This is a genomic window from Streptomyces sp. BHT-5-2 (assembly GCF_019774615.1).
Lineage (GTDB): Bacteria > Actinomycetota > Actinomycetes > Streptomycetales > Streptomycetaceae > Streptomyces.
In genome coordinates this window covers 3,592,863-3,615,392 of record NZ_CP081496.1, presented here as the reverse complement: position 1 = coordinate 3,615,392, position 22,530 = coordinate 3,592,863, and the positions used below count along the sequence as shown (strand labels likewise).

Annotated in this window: 20 protein-coding genes and 1 pseudogene; 9 read left to right on the top strand and 12 right to left on the bottom strand. The window is 68.5% G+C overall.

Features of this window, described 5'->3' with window-relative positions:
• Positions 1–48: 48 nt before the first annotated feature.
• Entirely contained in the window at positions 49–1,521 is a 1,473-nt protein-coding gene (locus tag K2224_RS16020) for an FAD-dependent monooxygenase (protein WP_221907187.1), read from the top strand.
• A gap of 227 nt (positions 1,522–1,748) precedes the next feature.
• Here the strand turns inward: K2224_RS16020 and K2224_RS16015 are convergent, their stop codons facing one another.
• Both K2224_RS16015 and K2224_RS16010 read right to left on the bottom strand, forming a co-directional pair.
• A complete protein-coding gene (locus tag K2224_RS16015) occupies positions 1,749–3,197 on the bottom strand; it encodes an FAD-binding oxidoreductase (RefSeq protein WP_221907186.1) in 1,449 nt (482 codons plus the stop codon).
• 1,073 nt (positions 3,198–4,270) lie between these two features.
• On the bottom strand, positions 4,271–4,525 hold the full coding sequence (locus K2224_RS16010; protein WP_221907185.1) for a hypothetical protein: 255 nt from the start codon (positions 4,523–4,525) through the stop codon (positions 4,271–4,273).
• A 235-nt stretch (positions 4,526–4,760) separates the two neighbouring features.
• Between K2224_RS16010 and K2224_RS41645 the strand changes: the two genes are divergently transcribed.
• Entirely contained in the window at positions 4,761–5,129 is a 369-nt protein-coding gene (locus tag K2224_RS41645) for a hypothetical protein (RefSeq protein WP_221907184.1), read from the top strand.
• A 282-nt stretch (positions 5,130–5,411) separates the two neighbouring features.
• Here K2224_RS41645 and K2224_RS16000 read toward each other — a convergent pair whose 3' ends face one another.
• On the bottom strand, positions 5,412–5,936 hold the full coding sequence (locus tag K2224_RS16000) for a MarR family winged helix-turn-helix transcriptional regulator (RefSeq protein WP_221907183.1): 525 nt from the start codon (positions 5,934–5,936) through the stop codon (positions 5,412–5,414).
• 52 nt (positions 5,937–5,988) lie between these two features.
• Between K2224_RS16000 and K2224_RS15995 the strand changes: the two genes are divergently transcribed.
• Entirely contained in the window at positions 5,989–6,960 is a 972-nt protein-coding gene (locus K2224_RS15995) for a DMT family transporter (protein WP_221909735.1), read from the top strand.
• An 82-nt stretch (positions 6,961–7,042) separates the two neighbouring features.
• Here the strand turns inward: K2224_RS15995 and K2224_RS15990 are convergent, their stop codons facing one another.
• The 3 genes from K2224_RS15990 to K2224_RS15980 form a co-directional block, all read right to left on the bottom strand.
• The gene (locus K2224_RS15990; protein ID WP_221907182.1) at positions 7,043–7,327 is read right to left on the bottom strand and encodes a hypothetical protein; all 285 of its coding nucleotides are present in this window, start codon (positions 7,325–7,327) and stop codon (positions 7,043–7,045) included.
• Between the two features lie 1,340 nt (positions 7,328–8,667).
• Complete coding sequence (locus tag K2224_RS15985; protein WP_221907181.1) at positions 8,668–10,317, bottom strand: cytosine permease; 1,650 nt, start codon at positions 10,315–10,317, stop codon at positions 8,668–8,670.
• A gap of 206 nt (positions 10,318–10,523) precedes the next feature.
• On the bottom strand, positions 10,524–10,784 hold the full coding sequence (locus K2224_RS15980; protein ID WP_221907180.1) for a hypothetical protein: 261 nt from the start codon (positions 10,782–10,784) through the stop codon (positions 10,524–10,526).
• A 329-nt stretch (positions 10,785–11,113) separates the two neighbouring features.
• On the opposite strand from K2224_RS15980, the gene K2224_RS15975 reads away from it, so the two are divergent.
• From K2224_RS15975 to K2224_RS15965, 3 genes are all read left to right on the top strand, one after another.
• Entirely contained in the window at positions 11,114–12,319 is a 1,206-nt protein-coding gene (locus K2224_RS15975) for a helix-turn-helix domain-containing protein (protein ID WP_260693465.1), read from the top strand.
• Between the two features lie 143 nt (positions 12,320–12,462).
• Positions 12,463–12,786 carry a hypothetical protein gene (locus K2224_RS15970; protein ID WP_221907179.1) on the top strand — a complete coding sequence of 108 codons (324 nt, stop codon included), beginning with the start codon at positions 12,463–12,465 and terminating at the stop codon, positions 12,784–12,786.
• A 190-nt stretch (positions 12,787–12,976) separates the two neighbouring features.
• Complete coding sequence (locus K2224_RS15965; protein WP_221907178.1) at positions 12,977–13,189, top strand: hypothetical protein; 213 nt, start codon at positions 12,977–12,979, stop codon at positions 13,187–13,189.
• Between the two features lie 551 nt (positions 13,190–13,740).
• Here K2224_RS15965 and K2224_RS15960 read toward each other — a convergent pair.
• Positions 13,741–14,577: a hypothetical protein gene (locus tag K2224_RS15960; protein WP_221907177.1), complete on the bottom strand. Its 837-nt coding sequence runs from the start codon at positions 14,575–14,577 to the stop codon at positions 13,741–13,743.
• Here K2224_RS15960 and cas1 point away from each other — a divergent pair.
• Together cas1 and K2224_RS15950 are read left to right on the top strand one after the other, a co-directional pair.
• The gene (gene cas1, locus K2224_RS15955) at positions 14,487–15,053 is read left to right on the top strand and encodes a CRISPR-associated endonuclease Cas1 (RefSeq protein ID WP_313904799.1); all 567 of its coding nucleotides are present in this window, start codon (positions 14,487–14,489) and stop codon (positions 15,051–15,053) included. The genes K2224_RS15960 and cas1 overlap by 91 nt on opposite strands.
• Before the next feature lie 40 nt (positions 15,054–15,093).
• On the top strand, positions 15,094–15,414 hold the full coding sequence (locus K2224_RS15950) for a hypothetical protein (RefSeq protein ID WP_221907175.1): 321 nt from the start codon (positions 15,094–15,096) through the stop codon (positions 15,412–15,414).
• A 244-nt stretch (positions 15,415–15,658) separates the two neighbouring features.
• Here K2224_RS15950 and K2224_RS15945 read toward each other — a convergent pair.
• The 5 genes and pseudogenes from K2224_RS15945 to K2224_RS15925 form a co-directional block, all read right to left on the bottom strand.
• Positions 15,659–16,105 (bottom strand): annotated as a pseudogene (locus tag K2224_RS15945) (YcnI family protein); the annotation flags it as partial.
• A gap of 178 nt (positions 16,106–16,283) precedes the next feature.
• Positions 16,284–17,216, bottom strand: a complete 933-nt coding sequence (locus K2224_RS15940; protein ID WP_221907174.1) for an L-tyrosine/L-tryptophan isonitrile synthase family protein — start codon at positions 17,214–17,216, stop codon at positions 16,284–16,286.
• Positions 17,217–17,435: 219 nt separating this feature from the next.
• Positions 17,436–18,713, bottom strand: coding sequence for a cytochrome P450 (locus K2224_RS15935; RefSeq protein WP_221907173.1), 1,278 nt, complete (start codon positions 18,711–18,713; stop codon positions 17,436–17,438).
• Between the two features lie 11 nt (positions 18,714–18,724).
• Positions 18,725–20,551 (bottom strand): asparagine synthase (glutamine-hydrolyzing), encoded by a 1,827-nt coding sequence (asnB, locus tag K2224_RS15930; protein ID WP_221907172.1) that lies wholly within the window; start codon positions 20,549–20,551, stop codon positions 18,725–18,727.
• Positions 20,552–20,568: 17 nt separating this feature from the next.
• Positions 20,569–21,981, bottom strand: coding sequence for an MFS transporter (locus tag K2224_RS15925; protein WP_221907171.1), 1,413 nt, complete (start codon positions 21,979–21,981; stop codon positions 20,569–20,571).
• A 319-nt stretch (positions 21,982–22,300) separates the two neighbouring features.
• Here K2224_RS15925 and K2224_RS15920 point away from each other — a divergent pair, with 319 nt between their 5' ends.
• Positions 22,301–22,516, top strand: coding sequence for a heavy-metal-associated domain-containing protein (locus K2224_RS15920; protein WP_221907170.1), 216 nt, complete (start codon positions 22,301–22,303; stop codon positions 22,514–22,516).
• Positions 22,517–22,530: the final 14 nt, after the last annotated feature.

Here is a 22,530-nt window from a genome sequence, read left to right as displayed (position 1 = left end):
GCATGCTCATCCTTGTCCAACGGACAAGAGTGAGAGGGAGTGGTTGTCATGCTCGACGTGCTCATCGCCGGGGCCGGTCCGGTGGGGCTCTGGCTGGCCGCGGAGTTGCGCCTGCATGGGGTGGAGGTGACCGTCGTGGAACGCCGGGCGGCACCGGACGGACGGTCGCGCGCGGTCGGCATGCAGGCCGGCACCCTGGACACCTTCGCCACCCGCGGACTCGCGGAGCGGTTCATCGAACGCGGCACCCCCGTGCCGACCGGCCACTTCGGGGCGGCGACCACCAGGCTGGACTTCTCCACCGTCGGGGCGCTGCACCCGTTCATGCTGGCGCTCGGTCAGTCCGTCACCGAACAGCTCCTGGAGGAGCACGCGGTTGCCGTGGGCGCCCGGGTGCTGCGCGGGGAGGAGGTCGTCTCGCTCACCCAGGACTCGGACACCGTCGAGGCGGTGATCCGGGCCGGCGGCACCCACCGGACCGTGCGAGCCCGCTGGGTGGTGGGCTGCGACGGCACCCGCAGCGCGGTACGCCAGGCCGCCGGCATCGACTTCCCCGGCCAGGACACCACCCTGACCGGATGGCTCGCCGACGTCGAACTCGACGACCCGCCCACCGCGCCGCTCGCCGCCACCGGACCGGCCGGCTCGTTCCTGGCGGCCCCGATCGGCGACGGCGTCCACCGGCTGGCGGGTCTGTCCACGGCCACCATGCACCACGGCACCGGCGAACCGCTGACCCTGGAGGAGGTGCGCGAGCAGACGCGCACGCTACTGGGACGGGACCTGGGCATCCGCAACCCCCGCTGGCTGTCGCGCTACGGCAACGCCACCCGCCAGGCCACGCAGTACCGAGCCGGACGGGTGCTGCTGGCCGGGGACGCGGCACACATGTTCTTCCCGGCCGGTGGCCAGGGCATGAACCTCGGCATCCAGGACGCCACCAACCTGGGCTGGAAGCTGGCCGCCACCCTCCAAGGCCGGGCGCCCGACGGACTGCTCGACAGCTACGACACCGAGCGCCGGCCGGCAGCCCGCGCCGTCATCGACAACACCCGTGCGCAGCTTGCCCTGTTCGCCGCGGCGAGCCCGGAGCAGATCGCGCTGCGCGAGGTCTGCTCCGCCGCGCTGGCCGAACCGCAGACCAACCGCCAGTGGGCCCGCCGGATCGCCGGCTTCGACGACCCGCTCCCCGCCGAAACCGCACCCGGCGCGCACCCGCTGAACGGCACGCGACTGGCCGGCCTCGCCCTGGACACCGCCGACGCACCCACCGCCCACGCGCTGATGCACCACGGCCGGCCGCTGCTGCTGGACCTCAGCGGGACGCGGACGCCGTGCCCCGCAGGCGGTCTGGAACAGCGGACGGCCACCGTCAACACCGCAGCGGCGGATCCGATCTGGTGGGACGTCACCGCTGTCCTGATCCGGCCGGACGCCCGGATCGCCTGGGCCAGCACCGACACCGACCCGCAACACCGGGCCGCGGACTGCCTCACCGCCCTGCGCACCCTGTGCCGCTGAGCGCGCTCGGTGAGCCCGCTTACCGGACCCGCATGAGCGGCGGCACAGTGTCAGCACACCGCCCGGCCCACGGACCGCCAGAGGACGCCATCATCGCCACCACCAACCCGCAGCGGTGGCACGAACAGCCCGTCTGTGTCCTCGACTCCCGTCCTCGACTCCATCCCCGAACCGCCGGTCTTCGGCGCTGTCCCCACCGGGGCACCGGTGGGTGACGGGCTGGCCGGTCAGGGACGGGCGGTCACAGCGCTGAGATAGTGGGCCACCTGCCGGATCCGGTTCGCGTCGGCTTCGGAGACGGCGCCGAGGATTTCAGGTTCCAGCGGAACCGGGACGCCCAGCCGCTCCACGCATTCAAGAGCCCTTTGCCTGCACGCCGCGGCGATCGGTTCGGTGTCGAAGATGTACGGCAGCCTCATGCCTCGTTCGACGGCGACCAGGAGTGCCATCTGCGCGAAGCGCTCCGCGGCGTCGTCCACAGTCATCGTCTCGATGGGCTTCCGGCCGGGTGCGAAGACCGCGTACGAATCATCGTCCGGAGCGGCGTCATCCGTCAGGAGCCCGGCCAGGTGGCGGGCGATCGCCGGGGCGCTGTGGAAGCCGTCCCGGTAGGTCCCCGTTGCGAAGAACAGGCCCGGCACCGGCGCGCGGCCCAGGAGCGGGAAGGTGTCCAGTGTCACCGGCCGCAGGCCGTAATGCCAGCGCCGCACGGCCGAGAACGCCATGTTCCGGTCGAACTGCGCGATGTAGCCGGACAGCAGCGCCTGGACGATGCCCAGCCGCGGTCCGGCAGGCGCGTCGAAGTAGACGTGGTTGGTCGCGCCCAGGTACTCGACCCCCTCCCCGAGCGGCACCGCGTGCAGCCCGCAGCCGCCGACGAGGGTGGGTGTGCGTACGACATACGGCACGGCCTCGCCCCGCACGCGCTGGGCCTCCAGTGCCACACCCGTTCCGTTCAGCATCGGCTGCACCGTGCCCGGGGGCAGTTGCTCGATCAGGCGCCCACTCGCCGCGCCGGCCGCGAGGACGACGGCTCCCGCGGGGAGCGTCGCTCCCGAGGACAACCGCACCCCGGTAACCGTGTCCTTGGCCGTCACCAGGGACGCCACCTCACCGGCGACGCGCGTGACGCCGAGCCCTGACGCGGCAGCGTCCAGGGACGCGAGCACACGGCGGGCGTCGACCGCCCCCTCGTTCTCCAAGTACAAGGCGTCCACGGGCTGGTCACCCGCCTCCGCCTCCAACGCGCCGATGCTGTAGGGATCCATGTCCTGGCACGGCTCGCCATGTTCCTCGGCGGCCGCGCGGATGGCCTGCATGCTGCCCACGCCGTCACCCGTGGAGCGCGCCCCCAGCACGACCAGTGTCCCCCGGGTGCTCGTGACCGGAACCGCCGCGTGTCGGGCCGCCGCCGAGAGCCGCTCCAGCCAGCCCGGCCACAGCCGAGCCGCTTCGCGCGCCAGCGCGAACTTCGCCCGGGCCGCAGGATGTTCACCTGTACGCGCCGTGACCTCGGCAAAGCAGTTGAGCATCGCTCCCGCTGCCACGGAAGCGGAATCGGGGCGTGCCTCCGGGCCAACCACGACGATCCGCAAGGAGCGATCCCGCAGCGCCGTCTCCACTGCGACCGACAGGCCCAGCGCCCCGTTCCCCACGATCACCACATCGGCTGTCACGACCATCACCATCCCCGAAGGACAACAGGTTCGTCCTGCCGAGCGGAAGGTCACGAACAAGCCACGGCCGACCGTCCTGTCGTTCGCCTGGGGGTCAGTGGGGTCGGTGGCGCAGTTCCCGCGGGCTCGGCCGGTGCACCACATCACCGTGACGGTCGGGATGAGCGCCACCGAGCGGCGATGGGGCTGCGGTACGGCGCTGAGCGGCCCGGACGGAACTCAGGTCGCTGTCCTGTCCCCGATGTCCGGGCTCCTTCGAGGAGAGGCGTTCCGACCACTGGCCGGGATGCTGCTGTTCGAAATGGCCGCCGGGCAGCAGCGCTTCGACCGCAACACCCGGCGCCGGCGGGCGGTGCCCATCGATGGCTGGTGCATGGAGCACCTGCGGACGTCGGCGGACAAGGCAGCCACGACGACGGGTCGATCCGTGGCCTGGCCGGCCACCGGACTGCCGAGGGTGTGTACAGCCGTGCGCCGGGCCCAATCCGCGCCGTCCATTCGCTGCCGGTGTCCGAACACAGGACGTGTGACGGCCCCTGTCCGGACACCGGCGTCAGTGACCCTCTGGATACGCGTCATCGTCGTGCCAGCCGACGGTTCGGTCCTCATCGGGCAGGTCGTTCGCCTCGTCCTCGGTGAGGACTTCGCTGGACTCGTCCATGGCACTCATGATGCCGACGCTCCGGCCTGGAATGGTGGCGGACACGGCCAGTCGCCACCAGGCCACAAGACGGTTTGCAGCCTGCTGTCGGCGTCGGACATCGCGCAGGTTGGCGGCACTCCCATATCTCCCAACATCTGGGGCTGGCGCGCAGCCGGGCCTACGGGTCCCGGTGTCCCGCGGCCGTCTCCTTGGCCACGGGACACCGGCGACCGCGTCGTCGGGCAACGTCGACAGCCCCGCCGGCCCTGAACAGGGAACCGGCGGGCCTGTCCCACACCCGGTTGGCGGTGCCGGGGGCGGCTGCCCAGCCGGATCCGCATCAAGCCTTTGATGGCACCCGCTCACATCCGCGGATCCTCATCACCTGGTCCGGACCGGCTCACCGTGCCGCCCCCGACGCCTCGTCGGACTACCGCCAGTTGTGGCGGTCGTGCCGCCATCCGCGGAAGCCGTCGTGGTCGTGCCGCCATCCCTCGCCCCGGAAACCCTCACCGTGGTGCCGCCGTCCGTCACGGTCGTGGTGGTAGCCGTAGTGACGACCGTGGTAGCCGAGGTGATGGCCGTGGTCGTAGCCACGGTCCGCGGCGGAGGCGGGCAGTGCGCCGACCCCGAGGACCGCGCCGGCCACGAGTACGGCGGCGGCGATGCGCTTGCTGTAGGACATGAACTATTCCCTTCCTCGCGCAATACGGCGAGAGCCCCGCCGATTGCGGCACGGATCTGCCGGCTGGTCACCGGCAAAGGGAATCTTTCCGATCAAAGTCCACAAAGCACCTAGGGCGCGCTACAAGTTACCAATCCAGAACAATGTCCCAACGATCCGGAAGGCATTGCGAGCATCGGTTAGGGGTTGGCGCTCGCGGGTGCAGTAGAGCTTGTTCGCCAAGGGGACGGCCTGGATGCACCGCGGAAACCGGGTGAGGTCATCGAGGAGGGCGAAGGTACCGGTGATGCCACAGATGCGGCCGAGGAGGCGGGCGGGAGAGGCCATGAGCGTTGCCCTTGAGGTGGCGGCCGGTGTCTTCGTCGAGCGCGGTCGGGGCACAGCGGGCGGTCGGTTCGGCTGGCAGAGCGGGGCGAATCGGGTGCGGGTCATGCCCGGGGGCTGGCCAGATACGGGTGTGGGCGAGCTTTTCGAGGCGCTGGACGGAGAGGTGCTCGGCGAGGTGGCCGAGGGTGAGAGCGGCCCGGTCGGTGTACTCGACGGCCTTGTCGGGCGGCCGGTGCAGGGCTTCGTGGAGGCTCGGGCGAGGGCTGTGGGCTGGTGATGGTCGGTCGTGGTGCCGGAGCCGGCGAGGGCGTAGGTCAGGTCGGGGGCGGGCTGGCAGAGCACGGCAGGCCGCAGGCTTGGGCCTCCGGAGCGGCCAGGCCCATGGCCTCCCGGGTGGTGGAGGCCATGGCGAGTGCGTCGTGCTCGGTGACGGCTCTCCACGGCTGTGGGCAGTGGAGCCAGCCGGGGTATCGGAGTCCTGACGCCGGGCTGCCGTACGGGGTGGGAGAGGGTGTGGAACTGGTCTTGCTATCCGCTCGGCTTCCCGGTGCAGGTCGGGTCACTTGCTGTCGGACGGACGCGGATTTTCCACGTGGGAGACCCAGGTGGTGAGCAGTCCTTCAAGTGCCTTGGTCTCCGCGGGCGTCAGCAGGCTCAACAGGCGGTGTTCGTTGCGCATGTGGTCGGTGAATGCCTGGTCGATCAGTTCGCGACCGGGCTGGGTGAGGGCCACGATCCGGCCGCGCTGGTCGTCGTCGGAACGGCGGCGGGTGACGAGTCCGGCCCGCTCCAGGCGGTCGATCCGCTTCGTCATCGCGCCGGTGGTGACCATGGTGTGTGCGGCGAGTTCGCCGGGCGCGCGCTCATAGGGTTCACCGGCGCGGCGCAGTGCGCACAGCACGTCGAACTCTCCCTCGCTGAGTCCGTAGCGCCCGTAGACGAGGCAGAGTTCCTCGGTGAGGTGGTCGGCCAGGCGGTGCAGCCGGCCGATCACGCCCTGCGGGGAGACGTCGAGGTCGGGCCGTTCGCGGCGCCAGTCGGCCTGGATGCGGGCCACGCGGTCCAGCGGTTGCGGGTCGTCCATGCGCACCATGATAGCTTCCCGGGAAGCTATATTGCCTTCCATGGAAGCTAATATGCGGTGGGTGGCCCTGACAGCTGTCGCACCGGTGGCCTGGGGTGCCAACTATTACGTCACCCATGAATTCCTGCCGCCCGACAACCCCCTCTACGGAGCCGCCCTGCGGGCGCTGCCCGCCGGTCTCGTCCTGCTGGCTCTGTGCAGGCAGCGACCACACGGCGTGCGGTGGTGGCGGTCCGCGGCGCTCGGGCTGCTCAACGTGAGCGCGTTCTTCGTGCTCGTCTACGCCGCCTCCCAACTGCTCCCGACGAGCGTCGCCTCGACCGTCATGGCGGTGTCCCCGCTGGCGATGATGCTGATCGCCTGGGCCCTGGTGTCCGAGCGACCCGGCATCGCACACCTGGCCGGCGCCGCGATCGGGCTCGGCGGGGTCTGTCTCATGCTGCTCACGGGGGCGGAAGGAGTGAGCGTGCCGGGCGTCCTCGCCTCGGCCGCAGCCATGCTGGTGTCGTCCTTCGGCCACATCCTGACCAAGCGGTGGAGCACCGGTACCGATGTGCTTGCCTCAACCTCCTGGCAGCTCACCGCCGGAGGACTGTTCCTGCTGCCGATCGCCGCAGCCGTGGAGGGCCCTCCGCCCGAGCTCTCCACACCGGCGCTCCTCGCGTTCGGCTATGTCACCCTCATCGCCACCATGCTTGCCTTCACCGCCTGGTTCACCGGGCTACGGCACCTGCCCGCGGGGACCGTGGGCCTGACAGGACTGCTCAACCCCGTCACCGGCGTACTGCTCGGCACGGCAGTCGCCGGAGAGGTGTTGACCGTCCAGCAGCTGTGCGGACTGGCACTCGTCCTGGTCGGTGTCGTCCTGGGACGACCCACACGCGCAGGACGACACGGTGGCAGTCGGACTCCCCGTCAACCTGCACCCGACAAGCGCCCCGCCCGCGAGCCCTCCACCTGCAATCCCCTGCGAGGATCACGGGACGCGGAAGCAGTGAACGGCACCGATGGCCTGCCGGGTTGAGTGAGCAGATCGGATACGGCGCCGCCCCCACGGATCGATCTACGAGTAGAGCAGGACAGGTTTGTGGAGGCGCGTGGTCGTATCAACCGCGGTTGCGTATCAGGGCGGGGGCGCCGCTGCGGCGGCCGTGCACCGTCACGAGGGCCTGTGCCATGCCCAGCAGGGCGACCAGTACCAAGGCACCGAGCGAGGGCACACTGTCGATGGGGAGCGTATAGGCCATTACCACGCGGGCGATGGCGTCGATGAGGAAGGCAATCCCCCATTCCGCACTGGCTACTTGCATCCATCGGCGGACGACGGGGGAGCTGTGCCACAGGCGGTCCAGGCGCTGCGCCGTGCCGGCCGGGGTGACCTTGATGGCCACGTCCAGGAGGAAGGGGTGGGCCAGCGCCAGGGAGCCGAGGATCCACAGGCCCAGCGCTGCGGTGGACCATCGTCGTACTCGACACCAGCCCGCTCGGCTGAAGCCGATCGTCGGCGAGGGCGGCCAGGTGCCGTTGGGCTATGTGCTGCGGAGCGGCAGAATAGGGGCGGGGGTTGCTATGGAACGAGAACGAGTGGCACAGCTGCTTGCCGGTGATGATGAGGCGTCCATCGCTGCGTTGGCTTCCCTCCGCGGGGGCGCTTCATATATGGAGTGTCGACGTCGGGTTGTTGTACCGCTGGAGCCAGTGAAGGTGTCGAGTCGGGCCTCGTGTTTGTTCGACTGCACTGCGCAACACCGGGCCGCCTTGCGGAGGATGTCGTGTTCTTCCTCCAGTTCCCGGACGTTCTTCCGCGGGGCGGCAAGCTCCGGCTGAACCGCGTCACCGCCAGGCTGCGGAGGCGCCGCGGGTACGCAGTGGGCACGGCGTCCATGGGTGGCCCGGCTCCAGTTGCGCAGAGTCTCGATGTTCGCTCCGAGGTCGGCGGCGACCGACGGGGGCGGGCTCCATCGAAGACAGCAACAGTGACGCACCGTGCTCGCTGGCGGCGGGCGAACCGCAGGAGATCTCCGGCCACCGGCTGCTCGCTCGGATCGGCGAGGGCGGCATGGGGTCCGTATGTCTCTCGCAGACGCGGGGGAACCGGCCGGTTGCCCTCAAGGTGATCCGCTGCGAGTACGCCCCATGCCAAGAGCCCGGGCACGACACCGGAAGAATGCCGGGAAGCGGTTGACACCGCTCCGCTGCCCTCGGAACTCAGCAATACGGCTCTGGTCAAGGACAACCCCATTGAGGGTCGGCTCACCCTGTGGGGGCCGTCCGCCTGAGAGACCGAAAGGGGGCCGTCGGCGCGGCAGTCACGGTCCGAGCCATGGGTGGGGTGGTCTTGGTGCAGCGTCGATGATGCCTCGCGCTCGCAAGAGCAGGCAGCGGTGCCGGCACGTGCCGCCAACGTAGTTGATCGGTGAGCAAGGGGGCGCCCACGGTGGTGAGTTGGGCTCCGGCGTCGAGGGGAGCGAGGGCGATGCACCGAGCAGGAAGGCGATGGCTCCGGCCCAGGTGGGTATGGCGGGATTCGTGTCCCCTCTTCATGGTGGGGGATCCCTTCGGCGGGACCGGAGCGGCCGGCCGTCCGTCATCCAGGACGAGTGCCTGGTCAGCGGTGCACCGGGCCTGCGGTGTGTTGTGGCTGACCAGGGCCTCATCCGGATCTCGGTGCCCGTCTCGGGCCCGATGACGCAGCGGTGGGTGGTGGCGATTGCCGGGGACGTGTTGCTGCCTACGTGGTGGCCGGCAGCAGGTGGTCGCCGGTCTTGTCCGTGCTCAGGCACAGGGAGCAGACGACCGCGTCGTGGGTGGCGCAGGCGGTGAGGTCCGGGCGCTCGTAGGACTGGTGGCAGACATGGCAGTCGAGGGTGACCGCGCTCGGGTTGCCGTCCACGTCCAGCACGGGCTCGTCGAGGCCGTCGTCGGTGCGACGGAGGTAGTACCTGCCCTTGGTGGCGATCGCAGTCAACGGGGTCAGGGCGAAGGCGATCACGGCCGCTGCTACCGGCGAGTACGGCTGTAGGGCGTCGCCCAGCAGATGGAAGTACATGGCGATCGACAGGCCGGACGCGGCGGTGAAGGACACCACACCGACGGGGTTGACGGCGTACAGCATGCCGCGGCGGAACTCCGGCTGGAGGGGGGACAGCTTCAGCAGGTACTTGTTGATGCCGATGTCGGTGGCGACGGTGACCACCCAGGCGATCGCGCAGTTCGAGTAGAAGCTCAGGATGCTGTTGAGGAAGCTGAACATGTCGGCTTCCATCAGGGCGAGCGCAAAACCCAGGTTGACCAGGACGAAGACCATACGGCCGGGGTAGTGCTTGGAGATGCGGGTGAAGGAGTTCGTCCACGCCAGCGAACCGGAGTAGGCGTTCGTCACGTTGATCTTGATCTGGCTGATGACCACCAGTGCCACGGCCAGCGGGATGACCATCCAGGACGGCATCATCGCGTCGAAGGCGCCGCGGAACTGCTGGATGGGTTCGGGCGCGGCGGCCGGACCCACCTTGGCGAGGATGTAGACGGCGAGGAAGACGCCGATGGTCTGTTTCAGCGCGCCCAGCACCACCCAGCCGGGGCCGGCCATGAGTACCGCGGACCACCAACTGTGCTTGTTCTCACTGGTCTTGGGCGGCATGAACCGGAGGTAGTCGATCTGCTCGCCGATCTGCGCGATGAGGGAGAGGCACACGCCGGCGCCGAGCAGCACGGAGGCGGTGTTGACGCCGCCGTCGCCGTCCGTGCCGGAGTAGGAGAGGAAGCGGTCGACCGTGCCGGGGTCGGTGGCGATCAGGTAGACCAGCGGGCCGATCATCAGCAGCAGCCAGATCGGGGTGGTCCACACCTGGAGCTTGCTGAGCGCCTTCATGCCGTAGATCACCAGGGGGATGACCATGAGGGTGGAGACCAAGTAGCCCAGCCACAGGGGAAGTCCGAGGCCGAGTTTGAGGCCCTGGGCCATGATCGAGCCTTCGAGGGCGAAGAAGATGAAGGTGAAGCTGGCGAAGATGACGCTGGTGAGGACCGAGCCGTAGTAGCCGAAACCGGAGCCGCGGGTGATCAGGTCGAGGTCGATGTTGTAGCGGGCCCCGTAGTAGGCGAGGGGAAGGCCGGTGAGGAAGATGACGACGGCGGCGACGGTGATCGCCAGGAGCGCGTTGCCGGTTCCGTGTGCCAGGCCGATGCCGGCGCCGATGGAGAAGTCGGCCATGTAGGCGATGCCGCCGAGCGCCGTGGTCGCCACGACCACGGGGCGCCAGCGACGATAGCTGCGGGGAGCGAAACGGAGGGTGTAGTCCTCCAGCGTCTCCCTGACGGCCTGGCCGGCGGCGGCCTGCGCCGTGCCTGCCACCTCCGGCCGTGACTCGGTGGTACTCATGCCGCGCCTCCCGATGATGCTGGTGCGGGTGCCTCGATGAAGGGAAGAACCCCGCTTGGCGTCATCGGCAGGACGGGGGAGTCGGCGGCTGGACGGCCGCGTACTGCCGTGTCCACGGCTCTGGTCCCATGGCCGGTCACGCTAGGAAGCGGTTGTTACCGTCGATTCCCGGCGTCGTGAACGCGACGTTTCCGGAAACTCACCTGTCACCTCAGCACTTGCCCGGAGGCGAGAGTGGCGGCGACCCGGTAGCGGTCGACGGCCAAGCGGCGGGCGATCGACAGCAGTCGGGTGCGGGCGCGCGGGGACGTCTCCGGTGCGAGGTCGTCGGTGCTGCTCGGGTCGCCGCTCAGGTGTGCTGCGAACCGCCACATGTCAGGGTGGGAGGGGCGGATGAAGTGTTCGACGGCGACCGGGTCACCGTCCCGCGCGGTCAGCGCGAGGCTGGTCAGCTGCTCGTTGTCCACTGCGGTCCGGTTGCCGCGGCGGACCGACAGGGGCAGGAACCATCGCCATGCGTCCTTCGAAACGACCAGGGTCGGCCAGTCGGCGCCCCCGTCTGCCGGAGGGGGAGTAGTGATAGACCCTGCTTGACCCGTCCTTCATGTAACCATCCGTGGCTCTGAGTAGCCATGGGTGGGCGGGCATGCGAACGGCCACCCTCCGTGACGTTGGGGGGTGGCCGTTGGTGGTGCACTCGGCTCGTTGGTACCTCGTCACAGCAACGGCCCCCGTCCAGCGACGGGGGCCGATCACCGTTCCCCTGCAACTCGCCGGGGGTACCGTTCTGGTGTCGATGCAGAACGGAGAGACCAGTATGCCCCCTTACATTGGCGAGCACACGGGCGCACGTGTCGCACACGCCCGGAAGGTCCGCCGACTGACACAACGTGAGTTGTCCGATCTATCGCACGTCTCGTACAGCACGCTGACCAAAGTGGAGCAGGGGGTCTTGCCTGCGAGTCCATCGGTTGTCGGTGCACTGGCACGTGCCCTCTCGGTTCCGGCCTCCGAATTGAAGGGGCAGCCCTATCTCGAAGAGCTACGGCAAGATCAGCTAGATGGTCTGATCAACCCGATTCGTGAGGCACTGAACGTCTACGATCTCGGCCCCGATCCAGACGTAAGGCCACGCTCAGTGGAAGATCTGGAGACACATGCCGACGATCTCTGCGCCATGGTCCGGGCGACCAACATCAAGAAAGTCGCTGCCGAACTTCCCGGCCTGATTCATGAGGCGACAACAGCAGCGCACAACGCCCCGACTGACCGCAACTGGCGGTTGCTCGCCAGCACCTACCGGACCGCCTACGACGTCACTACGAAGCTCGGGTTCCCCGACTTGTGCACGGTGGCGTTGGACCGCATGGATTGGGCTGCACAGCGGGCATCAGACCCCGTCCTGAGCGGGATGCGTCAGTACCTACGAGCACTTGCCTACCTCCGGGCGAGCGACTACCGGACAGGGAAACGTCTCGTGCGGTTGGGGATGGCCACGCTGGAACAGGCAGAGCCGGGGCGTGTGCTCGATGCTGTCACTGGACAACTTCACTTGGGGGCGGCCGTCCTGGCGGGGCGTGACAAGGATAAGGACGTGGCTGAGGGACACCTCGCCGAAGCTGAGCGCCTGGCGAAGCGTACGGGCCCGGCTGAGAAGGTCCATTGGCTTTCATTCGGCCCCACCAACGTGGGTGCGCACCGGGTGAGTGTCTTGGCGGAACTGGATCTCTATCCCGAAGCCGTTCAGACCGCTCAGGAGATGACAGTGCCCGATGGGTGGCCCCCGTCCCGTCTGGCCCACCATCACACCGAGGTTGCGCGAGCGCAGATGTGGACGGGCCGCACTGACGCGGCTTTCAAAAGTCTGCTGGAAGCCCGCAAACTCGCGCCCCAGCAGACCCGGTATCACCCCACTGTGCGTGAAACGTTTTCCGGGTTGGAGGCTGCAAAGCGTCGAATGCCAGACACCTTCAGCAACTATGGTGCGTGGCTAGGTAGGTGACTTAGCGTCAAGCGCTGGCCGGAGCTATCAGTGATCCCTGATAGTTCCGGCCTTTGCATGTCGGCACGATGCCAGGGTCGGAAGACCCCCGCGACCGTGGCGACGGCCCGGGGGCGTGGCCTCAACCCCGGGAGGTTGAAAGCATGACCCACCCTATCCGAACGATCTTCGAATCATTGCTGCGGCGGATACTGCCCGCTAATGGGCGCCATCGGTCCGCCGACGCACCGCCCTCCCCCGAGCACCCCGACACCCCCACGCTCATGATCCCCCGTATCCCGGCCGAGGAACGGCTGTTGCGGGGTGAGGAGGTGGCGTTCCTCCGTCCGTACGTCCTGACGCCCCAGGAGCCCCAGGAGCGTCAGGAGCGGCGGTTGCAGCGTGGACGGCGCCGGGCTCTGTGGCTGTCGTCGTACGGCCTTGACGCCGGGCCGCGTTGGATTCACGGGGTGGAGGTGACCGGCTGATGCCCAGTCTGAGCGGCCCCGTTCACCTGCCGGACCCGTTTCCGGAGTCGCAGCCGGTTGCAGGGTGCGACGTCTGCGAGGCACTGGTGAGGCAACGAGCCGAGCACCGGAAGCGTGGACGGCACGCCCGTGCGGCTCTGTGTTCGCTGGAGTTGGCCGACCATGTCCACAAGCCGAAGACGGTGCGTTGATGGAATCTGAGGAGTGCACGACCAGCCAGGCAGCAGACAAACTCCGGGACCTTGAACACCGTCTGACTGAGGCGCTGAAGGCTCGTGTCCCGTGGATGAATGCGCTGACTGAGGAAGAGTTGGAGGAGACGCTGTGTGCTCTGGGTGCATGCGTCAATGCCTTGCTCGGCGCAGGCATTGAGGTCACGGAGCGTCCGGAGGACATGCCGTGAGCGAGCGCGAGCGGTTGCGTGACTGGGTGTTCCAGCTCGATGCGGACTGGGGCCTGAGGCACGTGGGGAAGTGCATCATCTGCGGGGAATTCAGCCTCGATAGCCCCTCCGAAGATGAGGCTCGCGAGTGGTGTCTCGGTCACGCACGTGACACGGGTGATGACCGCTTCGAGTTGTTGGGGATTCGGTACGGCAGTGCTGAACCCCCGTCGGTGAACGGGACCCCGCCGACGTAGACCAGGGGTCGGGCTGGTTGCCCGCCCGCATAGTTGTCCCTCCCTTTTCTGAGGCTATCGGGGAAGGGAGGGATCACCCCGCATGGGGAATTAGATCACCAATCCAAGGAGAACAGCGCGATGTGCCCTAACAGTCCGACCGGACAGCATGCGACGATGCGGCAGGGTGACCAATTGGTCTGCATTCATTGCGGCCAGTCCGCCTCACCGAGTTGGTAACAAGCGTCAGCGGCTATAGTGTCGTTGCCTGGCAGTGACAGAGATGTCGGGCGCAGTTGGGACCCGTCAGCGTGGGGCTGACGGGTCCTTTGCTGTTCAGATCGGCATATCTGGGTTGCCGTGGTGTAGGTGGTACCAGGTTTGCAGTACGTGCAGCGGGTCGCGATTCAGTATCGAGTCCGCGTGTTCTTTTCTGAGGTCTTGCCATGCGTAGAGTGCGCTGGCTTGGATTATTTCCTTCATTTTCTTCGGTCGAGGTTTGCTGCCTTTTCGGTACTGCTTCACTTGGGTTCGTGAAGCGACTTTGCTTTCGGCGCACTGGTCGAGGAAGAAGTCAACGAGGGGGAACCAGTCTTCCCAAGTTTTCCCGAAAAGGACCGTGGCCATTCCTTCCGCTTCGAGTAGTTCAGGCCCTTCCAAGCTGTTGGATTCCTTGCCTACCGTCGTAGCGCTGGGGGCATGAATCCATTGACGCCGCAGGATTCCTCGGGTTGGCGGTGTGCAGTATTGACCACCCAAGTCTTCGAATTTCCATTCCGGGTGAACGGCATAGTCGTCAATGACGTCCTGGAAGACAACGAGCGGCGGGCGCTTGATGGGTTTGACGGGATTGTTTCTGTCCACCCATGTCACGTGTCCCCATTTGCTGCTGTCAGCCTCATAGGGTGCGATGAGCAATCCCCCTTTAGGATCGCGGTACATGGGGTCCACCTGCCCGATCATCATGAAGTTAAAAGGCTTCATTTGCTTCGGGTAGGGCTTTTTCGCATTGAGGGTGCGGAAGGCGTTGTAGAGGTTCCAGGATGAGACGCTGTGCGGCATGAGGGCGGGAAGGGTTCCCCATTCTGGTTCTTCGTCATCGAGAATGGCACGCCACAGTTTTTCAATCCACGCTTTGTGCTTGCCCTTCTCCGGCGCCATGCTGGAAGACATTCCAAACCCGCTACTCCCCACTACAAAGGGCCGGGAAGACACCCCGCAAGGCAGTGACACCGATCAACGCCATGCTGAACCTCGGCTACTCCATTGGTTACGCTGAAGCACGCCTAGCCTGCCACGCGTTGGGACTTGACACCGAAGTCGGGCTGTTGCACCGCCCCAAGGAACACAAGTCACACAGCATGGCCCTGGACCTGGTGGAAGTCGCACGGCCGCACGTAGACCAAATGGTTCTGAATCTGGTTGCTGAGCGCATCTTCACTCGTAAGGACTTCTACGAGGCGAAGGACGGACAATGCACAGTGGGCAGTCCACTTGACCGCGAAATCATCGAGCGGGCCCGGCAAGCGGTAAGGGAACCCCTTGCCGAAGCCACAGAAGATGTTGCACACATTCTCACCGACTCATGCGACACCAAAGTCAAAAAGCGCACGCCCCTCACACGACGGACCCTCAAGGCGACCCACTGAAACCCAACCTCACACGGCGCAACGCAAAACGGAGGAAGCAATGCAAGGGCTAGAGTTCTCAATCGCCATGATCGCGGGATGGGCAGACAAGCACAGCGACCGTTTCGGGGATTGGTGCGCTGAACAGGGAATGCCCAACCTCAACGTTCAAGGACTCATCGACTACATGTGCCACATCGTCATGAGCGAACACGCAATAGACCGTGACGACCTCCGCTTGATCCTTCTCTTCGGAGACTTCGCCTCACAAGACCGAGAAGCCTACGCAGAATGGGTCACCACCCAATTCAACGTCCCGCCCCTCATCGCGAACATGACCCTCGTGACAACCACGTTCACCGGGGTTGAACTCACGGCCTGACTCCGCCAGCCCCACGGCCACCCTCCAACGTCACGGAGGGTGGCCGTTCGCATGCCCGCCCACCCATGGCTACTCAGAGCCACGGATGGTTACATGAAGGACGGGTCAGGCAAGATCTATCACTACTCCCCCGTCTGCCGGAGGGTTCGTCGTCGTCCGAGCCTGGTTGGTCTCTTGTGGGAGCCCTGGGGCGGTGGCACTCCGTCCGCCCCACCAGGGATTGCCTGGTATCCCGGTCGGTTGGTTACGGACGGGCGGAGCGGCTGCGGTAGAGGGCTACCGCGGCAGTGCCGATGCCCAGGACTCCCGCGATCAGGCCCGCGATGCCCAGGCCCCGGGTGGTGGAGTCGCCGGCGGACGCCTTGGGAGCTGCGGAAGTGGAGGCGGCGGTTGAGTCTGCGGCCTTGGTGCGTTTCAGCATCGGTGCCGGGTTCTCCGGTTCTGCCTGACCTGCCTTGGGCTCTTCGATCCAGCGCACGACCTTGCCGTCGGAGTACGTCTGGAGCGCCTTGAAGGCCAACTGGTCGGCGTCGTCGGGGTGTTGACCGAGGGCGACGCTGAAGTCCCGGTACTGGCCGGGCTCGATCTTGCCCTTGGACCAGGTGATCTCCGAGACGGCTTCGTTGATGGTGCCGTCGTCCGTCTTGATCGGGTTCTTCAGCTTGCTGGTCTTCACCTGCGCGGTCCAGCCACATGCCCTGCCGCGGACAGCACGAGGCAGACCGCGGCGAAAACCGCGGCCCGGACATATCGCACAGCGGCGGTGGCAGGCTCGGCGCCGACATCATGACAAGGAGCCCGGACGCTTTCGGACGCGGGGTGGCCGAATACCGCCGATGGCGCGCCCGAGCGATCGGTGTCGGCTCCGGTCAGTCCTGGTCGAAGTGGCTGGGGCGATCGTCGCTCTCGATCAGGCGGCCCAGCTCGGCGGCCTTCGCCCGGGGCATGAGGGTCCAGGTGCCGTCGGTGCGGCGCAGGGCCGCCGAGTGCCAGGGGGTGGTCCAGGCGTCGGGCGCGTCCAGCAGGCGGATGCCGAACTTGCGGGCGCCGATGGGCTGGGGGTGGATGGACAGGCGTACGGAGCGGGGGTGGTGGTCGGCGATCAGGTCGCCCCAGGCGCGGCTGCGCTGGATGACGCCGTACGCACGTTGCCGGCACTCGCGTTGGAGGGCGGAGCGGGTGCCTGCGTGGTCGGCGGTGTCCTCGACGAGGAAGCGGGTGATGCCGCGGTAGAGGGCGAGGGTGTTGTCGTCGGCGCGGACCTCTGCGCGCAGGGCGTCCAGCGTGGGGGCGTAGCTCTGGTGGAGGTGGGCGCGTTTGGTGTCGTGCGGGAGGTCGCCGAATACGTCGCGCAGGTCGAACACGGAAAGTCGTGTCAGGCCCGAGTGGTCCATGAGGGTGCGGAGTTCGTCGGCGTAGGCGTCGATGTGCTCGTCGGGTACGCGGATGAGGTCGCCGAAGGCGTGGCCGTCGGAGCAGATGACCATGCGGGCGCCCGGCGGGTAGATCCGCTCGATCTCGGTGCACAGGGCGTTGAGGAAGCCGAGGGAGAGACGTTCTCCCTGGTCGGGGAGGTGGCCGAGGACTTTGGCGGGGTTGGGGGACTTGCAGGGGAAGCCGGGCAGGGTGAACGTGACGGGGGCGTCGTCGCGTACGAAGTCGGCGATCTGGCGCAGTTGGTGGGGAAACCGCTCGGCGGAGGCGGGGCCTTGGTCGGCCGTTCGGTGGTGCGGCAGGAGCAGGTTCAGGATCGCGGTGCTGATCCTCGTGGGGAGAACGTCCGGCGTGGTTGTCGGCGGCATGTCGTTCCTCCGGGAAGCGGGAAGCGGGAAGCGGGAAGCGGGAAGCGGGAAGCGGGAAGCGAGCGGGCATGACGGCATGGCGCCGTGGCGTGGGGGCGGCCAGGCGCCGTCAGGCGGATGGGGTGGTGGTTCAGCCGGGTCCGGCTCCGGGTCCGGGGCGCGCTGTGTGGCCGGACCCGGTCAGCCGGAAGCCGGCGTCACAGGCGTGTCAGAGGTGTCTCAGCGGCGTCGGTCGTAGCCGACGGGCAGGTGGTTGGTGCCACGGCCGAGGACGGCCGGGATCCACTCGATGTCCTCGTCCTTGATGGCGAGGTGGAGGCCGGGCAGCCGGGTGAGCAGGGCGCCCAGGGCGATCTGGAGTTCGGCGCGGGCGAGGGCGGCGCCGGGACAGAAGTGGATGCCGTGACCGAAGGCGAGGTGGGGGTTGGGGGTGCGGTCGAGGTCGAGGGTGTCGGGGTCGGGGAAGCGGCACGGGTCGCGGTTGGCGGCGCACAGGGAGACGATCACGGAGTCGCCGGCCGGGACTTCGGTGCCGTACAGGTCGTCGTCCTGGTCGAGGAAGCGCCAGGTGGTCAGCTCGAAGGCGCTGTCGTAGCGGAGGAGTTCCTCGACGGCGCGGGGCAGCAGGCCGGGTTCGTCGCGCAGGCGGGCGAGCTGGTCGGGGTGGCGGAAGAGGGCGATCAGTGCGGTGGTGATCTGGTTGGTGACCGGTTCCTGGCCGGCGACGAGGAGCTGGAAGATCATGGAGTCCAGCTCTTCCTGGGACAGTTCGCGGCGGTCGCGGGCCACGACGAGGCGGCTGAGGAGGTCATCGTCCCAGTGTTCGCGCTTGTGGACGACGACCTGGGCTATGTAGCTCTGCAGGCCGTGCAGTCGGGCCTCGTACAGCGGCCGACCGGGATCGGTGGGGCCGACGGGCTGGACGACCTTGCCCCAGTCGCGGTCGAAACGGGCGGCCAGATGCTGCGGGAGGCCGATGACCTCGGCGAGGACCTGGAAGGGGAAGTGGGCGGCGAAGCCGGCGACGAGGTCGGCGGGGCCGGTTTCGGGGAGTGCGTCGATGAGGGCGTCGGCCAGCTCCTGGAAGCGGGGGCGCAGACTCTCGACGCGGCGGGGGATGAAGGCGTCGGTGACGAAGCGCCGCATGCGGGTGTGCTCGGGCGGGTCCTGGTGGAGGAGGTGGGCCTGGAGCTGGGAGTGCTGGGGTTCGGGCATGATCGAGGCGCGGGCGCGCCAGCGGTCGTTTCCGCGGTCGTGGTTCTTGCCCAGGCGGTCGTCGTTCAGGGCGGCGTAGGCGGCGTCGTAGCCGGTGACGAGCCAGGCGTGTACGCCACTGGGGAAGAGCACGCGGTGGACGGGTCCGGCCTCGCGCATCCGCTCGTAGAGGGGGTAGGGGTTGCTCTTGTAGGGACAGCCCGTCAGAGGGACCGGATCGGGCAGCGGCTCGGACCGGTGCTTGGGCTCCACGGCCTGCAGGGGTGGCTCTTGGATGGTCATACGGGGGCTCCTCAGAGGGCGAGTTCGGGCCGGTAGTGGTCCAGCCACAGGGCCAGGTCGACGACGCGTTCGAGGCGGAGGCGGTGGCCCCACACCAGCAGGTCGGGCGGGATGTCGAGAGCGGGCTTGAGCCGGGACTCGTCGGCCAGGGCACGGACCTGCTCGCTGGACAGGGCATCGCGGGCGAGGTCCTGGAGACCGCGGTTGTAGTCGGGGTGGTGGGTGGTCGGGTAGTGGTTCTTGGGCCGGTGCAGCACGGAATCGGGCGCGAGCCCGGCGCCGGCGGCGCGCAGCAGGCTCTTCTCCCGGCCGTCGAAGCTCTTGTGCGCCCAGGGCGTGGCGAAGGCGTACTCGACGAGACGGTGGTCGCAGTAGGGGACGCGGACCTCCAGGCCCTGGGCCATGCTCAACCGGTCCTTGCGGTGCAGGAGTTGGCGCAGCCAGCGGGTCAGGGACAGGTGCTGCAGCTCGCGCTGCCGGTGCTCGACGAGCGATTCGCCGTCCCGATGCGGTACGGCGGCCAGCGCGCTGCGATACGTATCCGCACGGAACTCCGCGATGTGCAGGTCGAGTTCCGGGTTCAGCGGCATCGCGGCGTCGTCACCGGTGACGAGCAGCCACGGGAAGGTGTCCGCAGCCAGCGCTTTCGGACTGTGGAACCAGGGGTAGCCACCGAAGACCTCGTCCGCCGCCTCACCGGACAGGGCCACGGTGGAGTGCTTGCGGATCTCGCCGAACAGCAGGTACAGCGAGGTGTCCATGTCGCCGACGCCGATCGGCGAGTCCCTCGCCACGACGACCGCCTTGCGGTGCTCGGGGTCGAGCAGGGCGTTCGGGTCGAGGACGACCGTGCTGTGGTCGGTGCCGACGAAGGCGCCGGCTTCGGTGGCGTACGGGGTGTCGTGGCCGGTGCGCAGCACGTCGCCGGTGAACCGTTCGATCTGGTCGCTGTAGTCGACGGCGTAGGAGCGGATGCGGGCGCCCGGGCCTTCGCGCAGCCGGAGTTCGTCGGCGAGCAGCGCGGTCAGGACAGTGGAGTCGATGCCGCCGGACAGCAGGCTGCACACCGGGACGTCGGCCTCCAGCTGGCTGCGGGCGGCCGAGCCGACCAGCGCACGGGTCCGCTCGACGGCCGCGTCCCGGTCGTCGTGGTGGACGTCGGCCTCCAGCCGCCAGTAGCGGCGCTCGCGGATGCCGTCCCGGTCCAGGACGAGCAGGCCGCCGGGCTCGACCTCCCGCACGCCCGACCACACCGTGGGCCCGGTGTTGAAGAGCAGGCTGTACGCCTCCCGCAGCCCGTCGGCGTCCACCCGGGGCCGGATCTCCGGGTGGGCGAACAGGGCCTTGGGCTCGGAGGCGAAGGCCAGGCCGCCGTCGACGGCGGCCCAGAACAGCGGCTTGACGCCGAGGCGGTCGCGTACCAGCAGCAGCCGCTGCGCACGCTCGTCCCAGACGGCGAAGGCGAACATGCCCTCCAGGTGCTCGACCAGCCCGTCGCCCCACTCGGCGTAGGCGCGCAGTACCACTTCGGTGTCGCTGCGGGTGCGGAAGTGGTGGCCCCGCCCGCGGAGTTCGGTCCGCAGCGCGTGGTGGTTGTAGACCTCGCCGCTGTAGCTGAGGACGAGGTTCGGCCGGTCGACCCGGTCGGTCATCGGCTGTACGCCGCCGGCCAGGTCGATGACGGCCAGGCGGCGGTGGCCGATCGCGGCGCGCTCGCCGAGCCAGACACCGCCCGCGTCCGGGCCGCGCGGGGTCAGGGTGGCGGTCATGGCCTCGATGACCGGGGCCTGGGTGCGGGCGTCGCTGTGAAAGGACGCCCAGCCGGTGATTCCGCACATACGCGGCACTCCCTGGGTCAGTTGTGGGCGGCGGGTGCCGCGCCGGTCGTGTGCTCGGGTACGGGCGCGGTCCTTCTTCTGCCGGGCAGGGCGAGCAGGGGCACGGCGAAGCAGGCGGCGGTGGCGGCCAGCGCGAGCCCCGCCCGTACGCCCTGACCGGGTCCGATCAGCCCCCAGGCGGCGGTGGCCAGGGCCGGGCCCAGGGTGAAGCCGAGGGTGCGGGCGAGCTGCATCGTGGACCCGACGGTCGCGGTCCGGTCCCGTGGTGCGGCGCCCATGACCAGTGCCTGGGTGGGGCCCCCGTTCAGGCCCATGCCGACGCCGGCCAACGCCAGCCGCCAGGCCACCTCCAGCGGTGACCAGCCGTCGCCCAGCGGGACCAGCAGAAGCAGACCGGTGGCAGTGACGGCGGCACCGGTGACCGCGACCGGCCGGGGACCGTACCTGTCGGCGAGGCGCCCGCCGACCTGCCCGGCCAGTCCCATCCCGAGCGGGAAGGCGAGGACGGTCAGCCCGGTCGTGGTGGCACTGACACCGTTGTCGCGCTGCAAGTGCAGAGCGACAACGTAGTGCATGGCGGCGAAACCGGCCGCGAGAGACAGCACCGCGCCGTGGGCCCGGAACAGACCCGTGGCCCGCAGCACACCGATCACCGGCCGGCCGCCCGGACCGCGCAGCCACCACCACAGCGTCGGGACCGCCGCCAGCGCGAGCACCAGCCACACCAGCCGGTCCGACGCCAGGGTCAACGCCAGCAGCAGGACCGCCACACCCGAGCCCACCAGCAACGCGTCCGCCACCGACCGCCGATCGGGCCGGCGCAGCCCGCCGTCCCGCGGCATGACCCTCCAGGCCACGACCAGGGCGAGCACACAGAACGGGATCTTCACCAGGAAGACCGCATACCAGCCGAAGTGGTCCAACAGCAGCCCGCCCACGGCCGGTCCCGCCACCGCACCCAGCGGGCCCAGGGTGGCGGGCACACTCATCGCCCGCCCACGCTTCTCCGGACGTACGGAACGGACCGCAAGGACCGGCATCAACACGAACAGCACCGCCGCGAACGCCCCCTGCGCCAGGCGGGCGACGATCAGCCAGGCCGCCCAGGGCGCGGCGGCGGCCAGGGCGCTGCACAGGCCGAATCCACAGGTCGCGGTCAGCACGGCGGGGCGCAGCCCCACCCCGTCGAGCCACCGACCGACCGGCAACAGCAGGGCCACGACGGGCAGTTGGTATCCCAGCACCGCCCACTGGGCGGTCGCGGTGGACACGTGCAGACCGTCGGCGATGTCCGCCAGGGCCACGTTGACGATGTTCATGTCGAGCATCGCCACGAACGCCAGCACGCCCGACACGGCGACCAGCGCCCAGCGGTCCTCGCCGGCAGGTATGCGACCGGGCGGTTCCGTACCGGGACCGTGGTGTGTCACCCTTCCACCCCTCATCGTCCAGAGCGGACTGCCCGACAGCAGTCCCGCCTGAGGAGTCGTGAGGAATCGAAGGCGAGTTCCCGACTCCGTCAAAAAAGTGACCGGCAGGCTGGTTATCTGGGCTGACCAGCACGGCGGGTCGGATTCCGGTAGTGGCGTCAGGGTCGGCTAGCGGAACGGCGCAACACACCCCACCGATCCGCGGAACTCCATGCTCCAACCGGCCGACTCCTGAGGTGAGGGCGGTCTCGCCCTGACCGTCCGCACCCGCGGATCGGTATGCAACCGGAAGCCTCGCAGGACACCCAGGAGTTCTCCCATGGACCAGAAGCAGTACCACGTCACCGGTATGACCTGTGAGCACTGCGCGGCGAGCGTAGCGGAAGAGGTCTCCGAGGTGCCGGGCGTGCGCGAGGTCGAGGTGGACCTCGCCGCGAAGACCGTCACGGTGCGCGGCACGGACCTCGATGACGAGCGGCTGCGCACGGCCATCGTCGAGGCCGGCTACCGCGTTGCCGCCCCGCTCGCCGCCTGATCAACCGGAACCGC

Bases quoted from the DNA above. Each gene is read 5' to 3' on its own strand.
- K2224_RS16020 (WP_221907187.1), top strand. From the start codon at position 49: ATGCTCGACGTGCTCATCGCCGGGGCCGGTCCGGTGGGGCTCTGGCTG.
- K2224_RS16010 (WP_221907185.1), bottom strand. From the start codon at position 4,525: ATGTCCTACAGCAAGCGCATCGCCGCCGCCGTACTCGTGGCCGGCGCG.
- K2224_RS41645 (WP_221907184.1), top strand. From the start codon at position 4,761: ATGCACCGCGGAAACCGGGTGAGGTCATCGAGGAGGGCGAAGGTACCG.
- K2224_RS16000 (WP_221907183.1), bottom strand. From the start codon at position 5,936: ATGGACGACCCGCAACCGCTGGACCGCGTGGCCCGCATCCAGGCCGAC.
- K2224_RS15995 (WP_221909735.1), top strand. From the start codon at position 5,989: ATGCGGTGGGTGGCCCTGACAGCTGTCGCACCGGTGGCCTGGGGTGCC.
- K2224_RS15985 (WP_221907181.1), bottom strand. From the start codon at position 10,317: ATGAGTACCACCGAGTCACGGCCGGAGGTGGCAGGCACGGCGCAGGCC.
- K2224_RS15975 (WP_260693465.1), top strand. From the start codon at position 11,114: ATGCAGAACGGAGAGACCAGTATGCCCCCTTACATTGGCGAGCACACG.
- K2224_RS15970 (WP_221907179.1), top strand. From the start codon at position 12,463: ATGACCCACCCTATCCGAACGATCTTCGAATCATTGCTGCGGCGGATA.
- K2224_RS15965 (WP_221907178.1), top strand. From the start codon at position 12,977: ATGGAATCTGAGGAGTGCACGACCAGCCAGGCAGCAGACAAACTCCGG.
- K2224_RS15960 (WP_221907177.1), bottom strand. From the start codon at position 14,577: ATGTCTTCCAGCATGGCGCCGGAGAAGGGCAAGCACAAAGCGTGGATT.
- K2224_RS15950 (WP_221907175.1), top strand. From the start codon at position 15,094: ATGCAAGGGCTAGAGTTCTCAATCGCCATGATCGCGGGATGGGCAGAC.
- K2224_RS15940 (WP_221907174.1), bottom strand. From the start codon at position 17,216: ATGCCGCCGACAACCACGCCGGACGTTCTCCCCACGAGGATCAGCACC.
- K2224_RS15935 (WP_221907173.1), bottom strand. From the start codon at position 18,713: ATGACCATCCAAGAGCCACCCCTGCAGGCCGTGGAGCCCAAGCACCGG.
- asnB (WP_221907172.1), bottom strand. From the start codon at position 20,551: ATGTGCGGAATCACCGGCTGGGCGTCCTTTCACAGCGACGCCCGCACC.
- K2224_RS15920 (WP_221907170.1), top strand. From the start codon at position 22,301: ATGGACCAGAAGCAGTACCACGTCACCGGTATGACCTGTGAGCACTGC.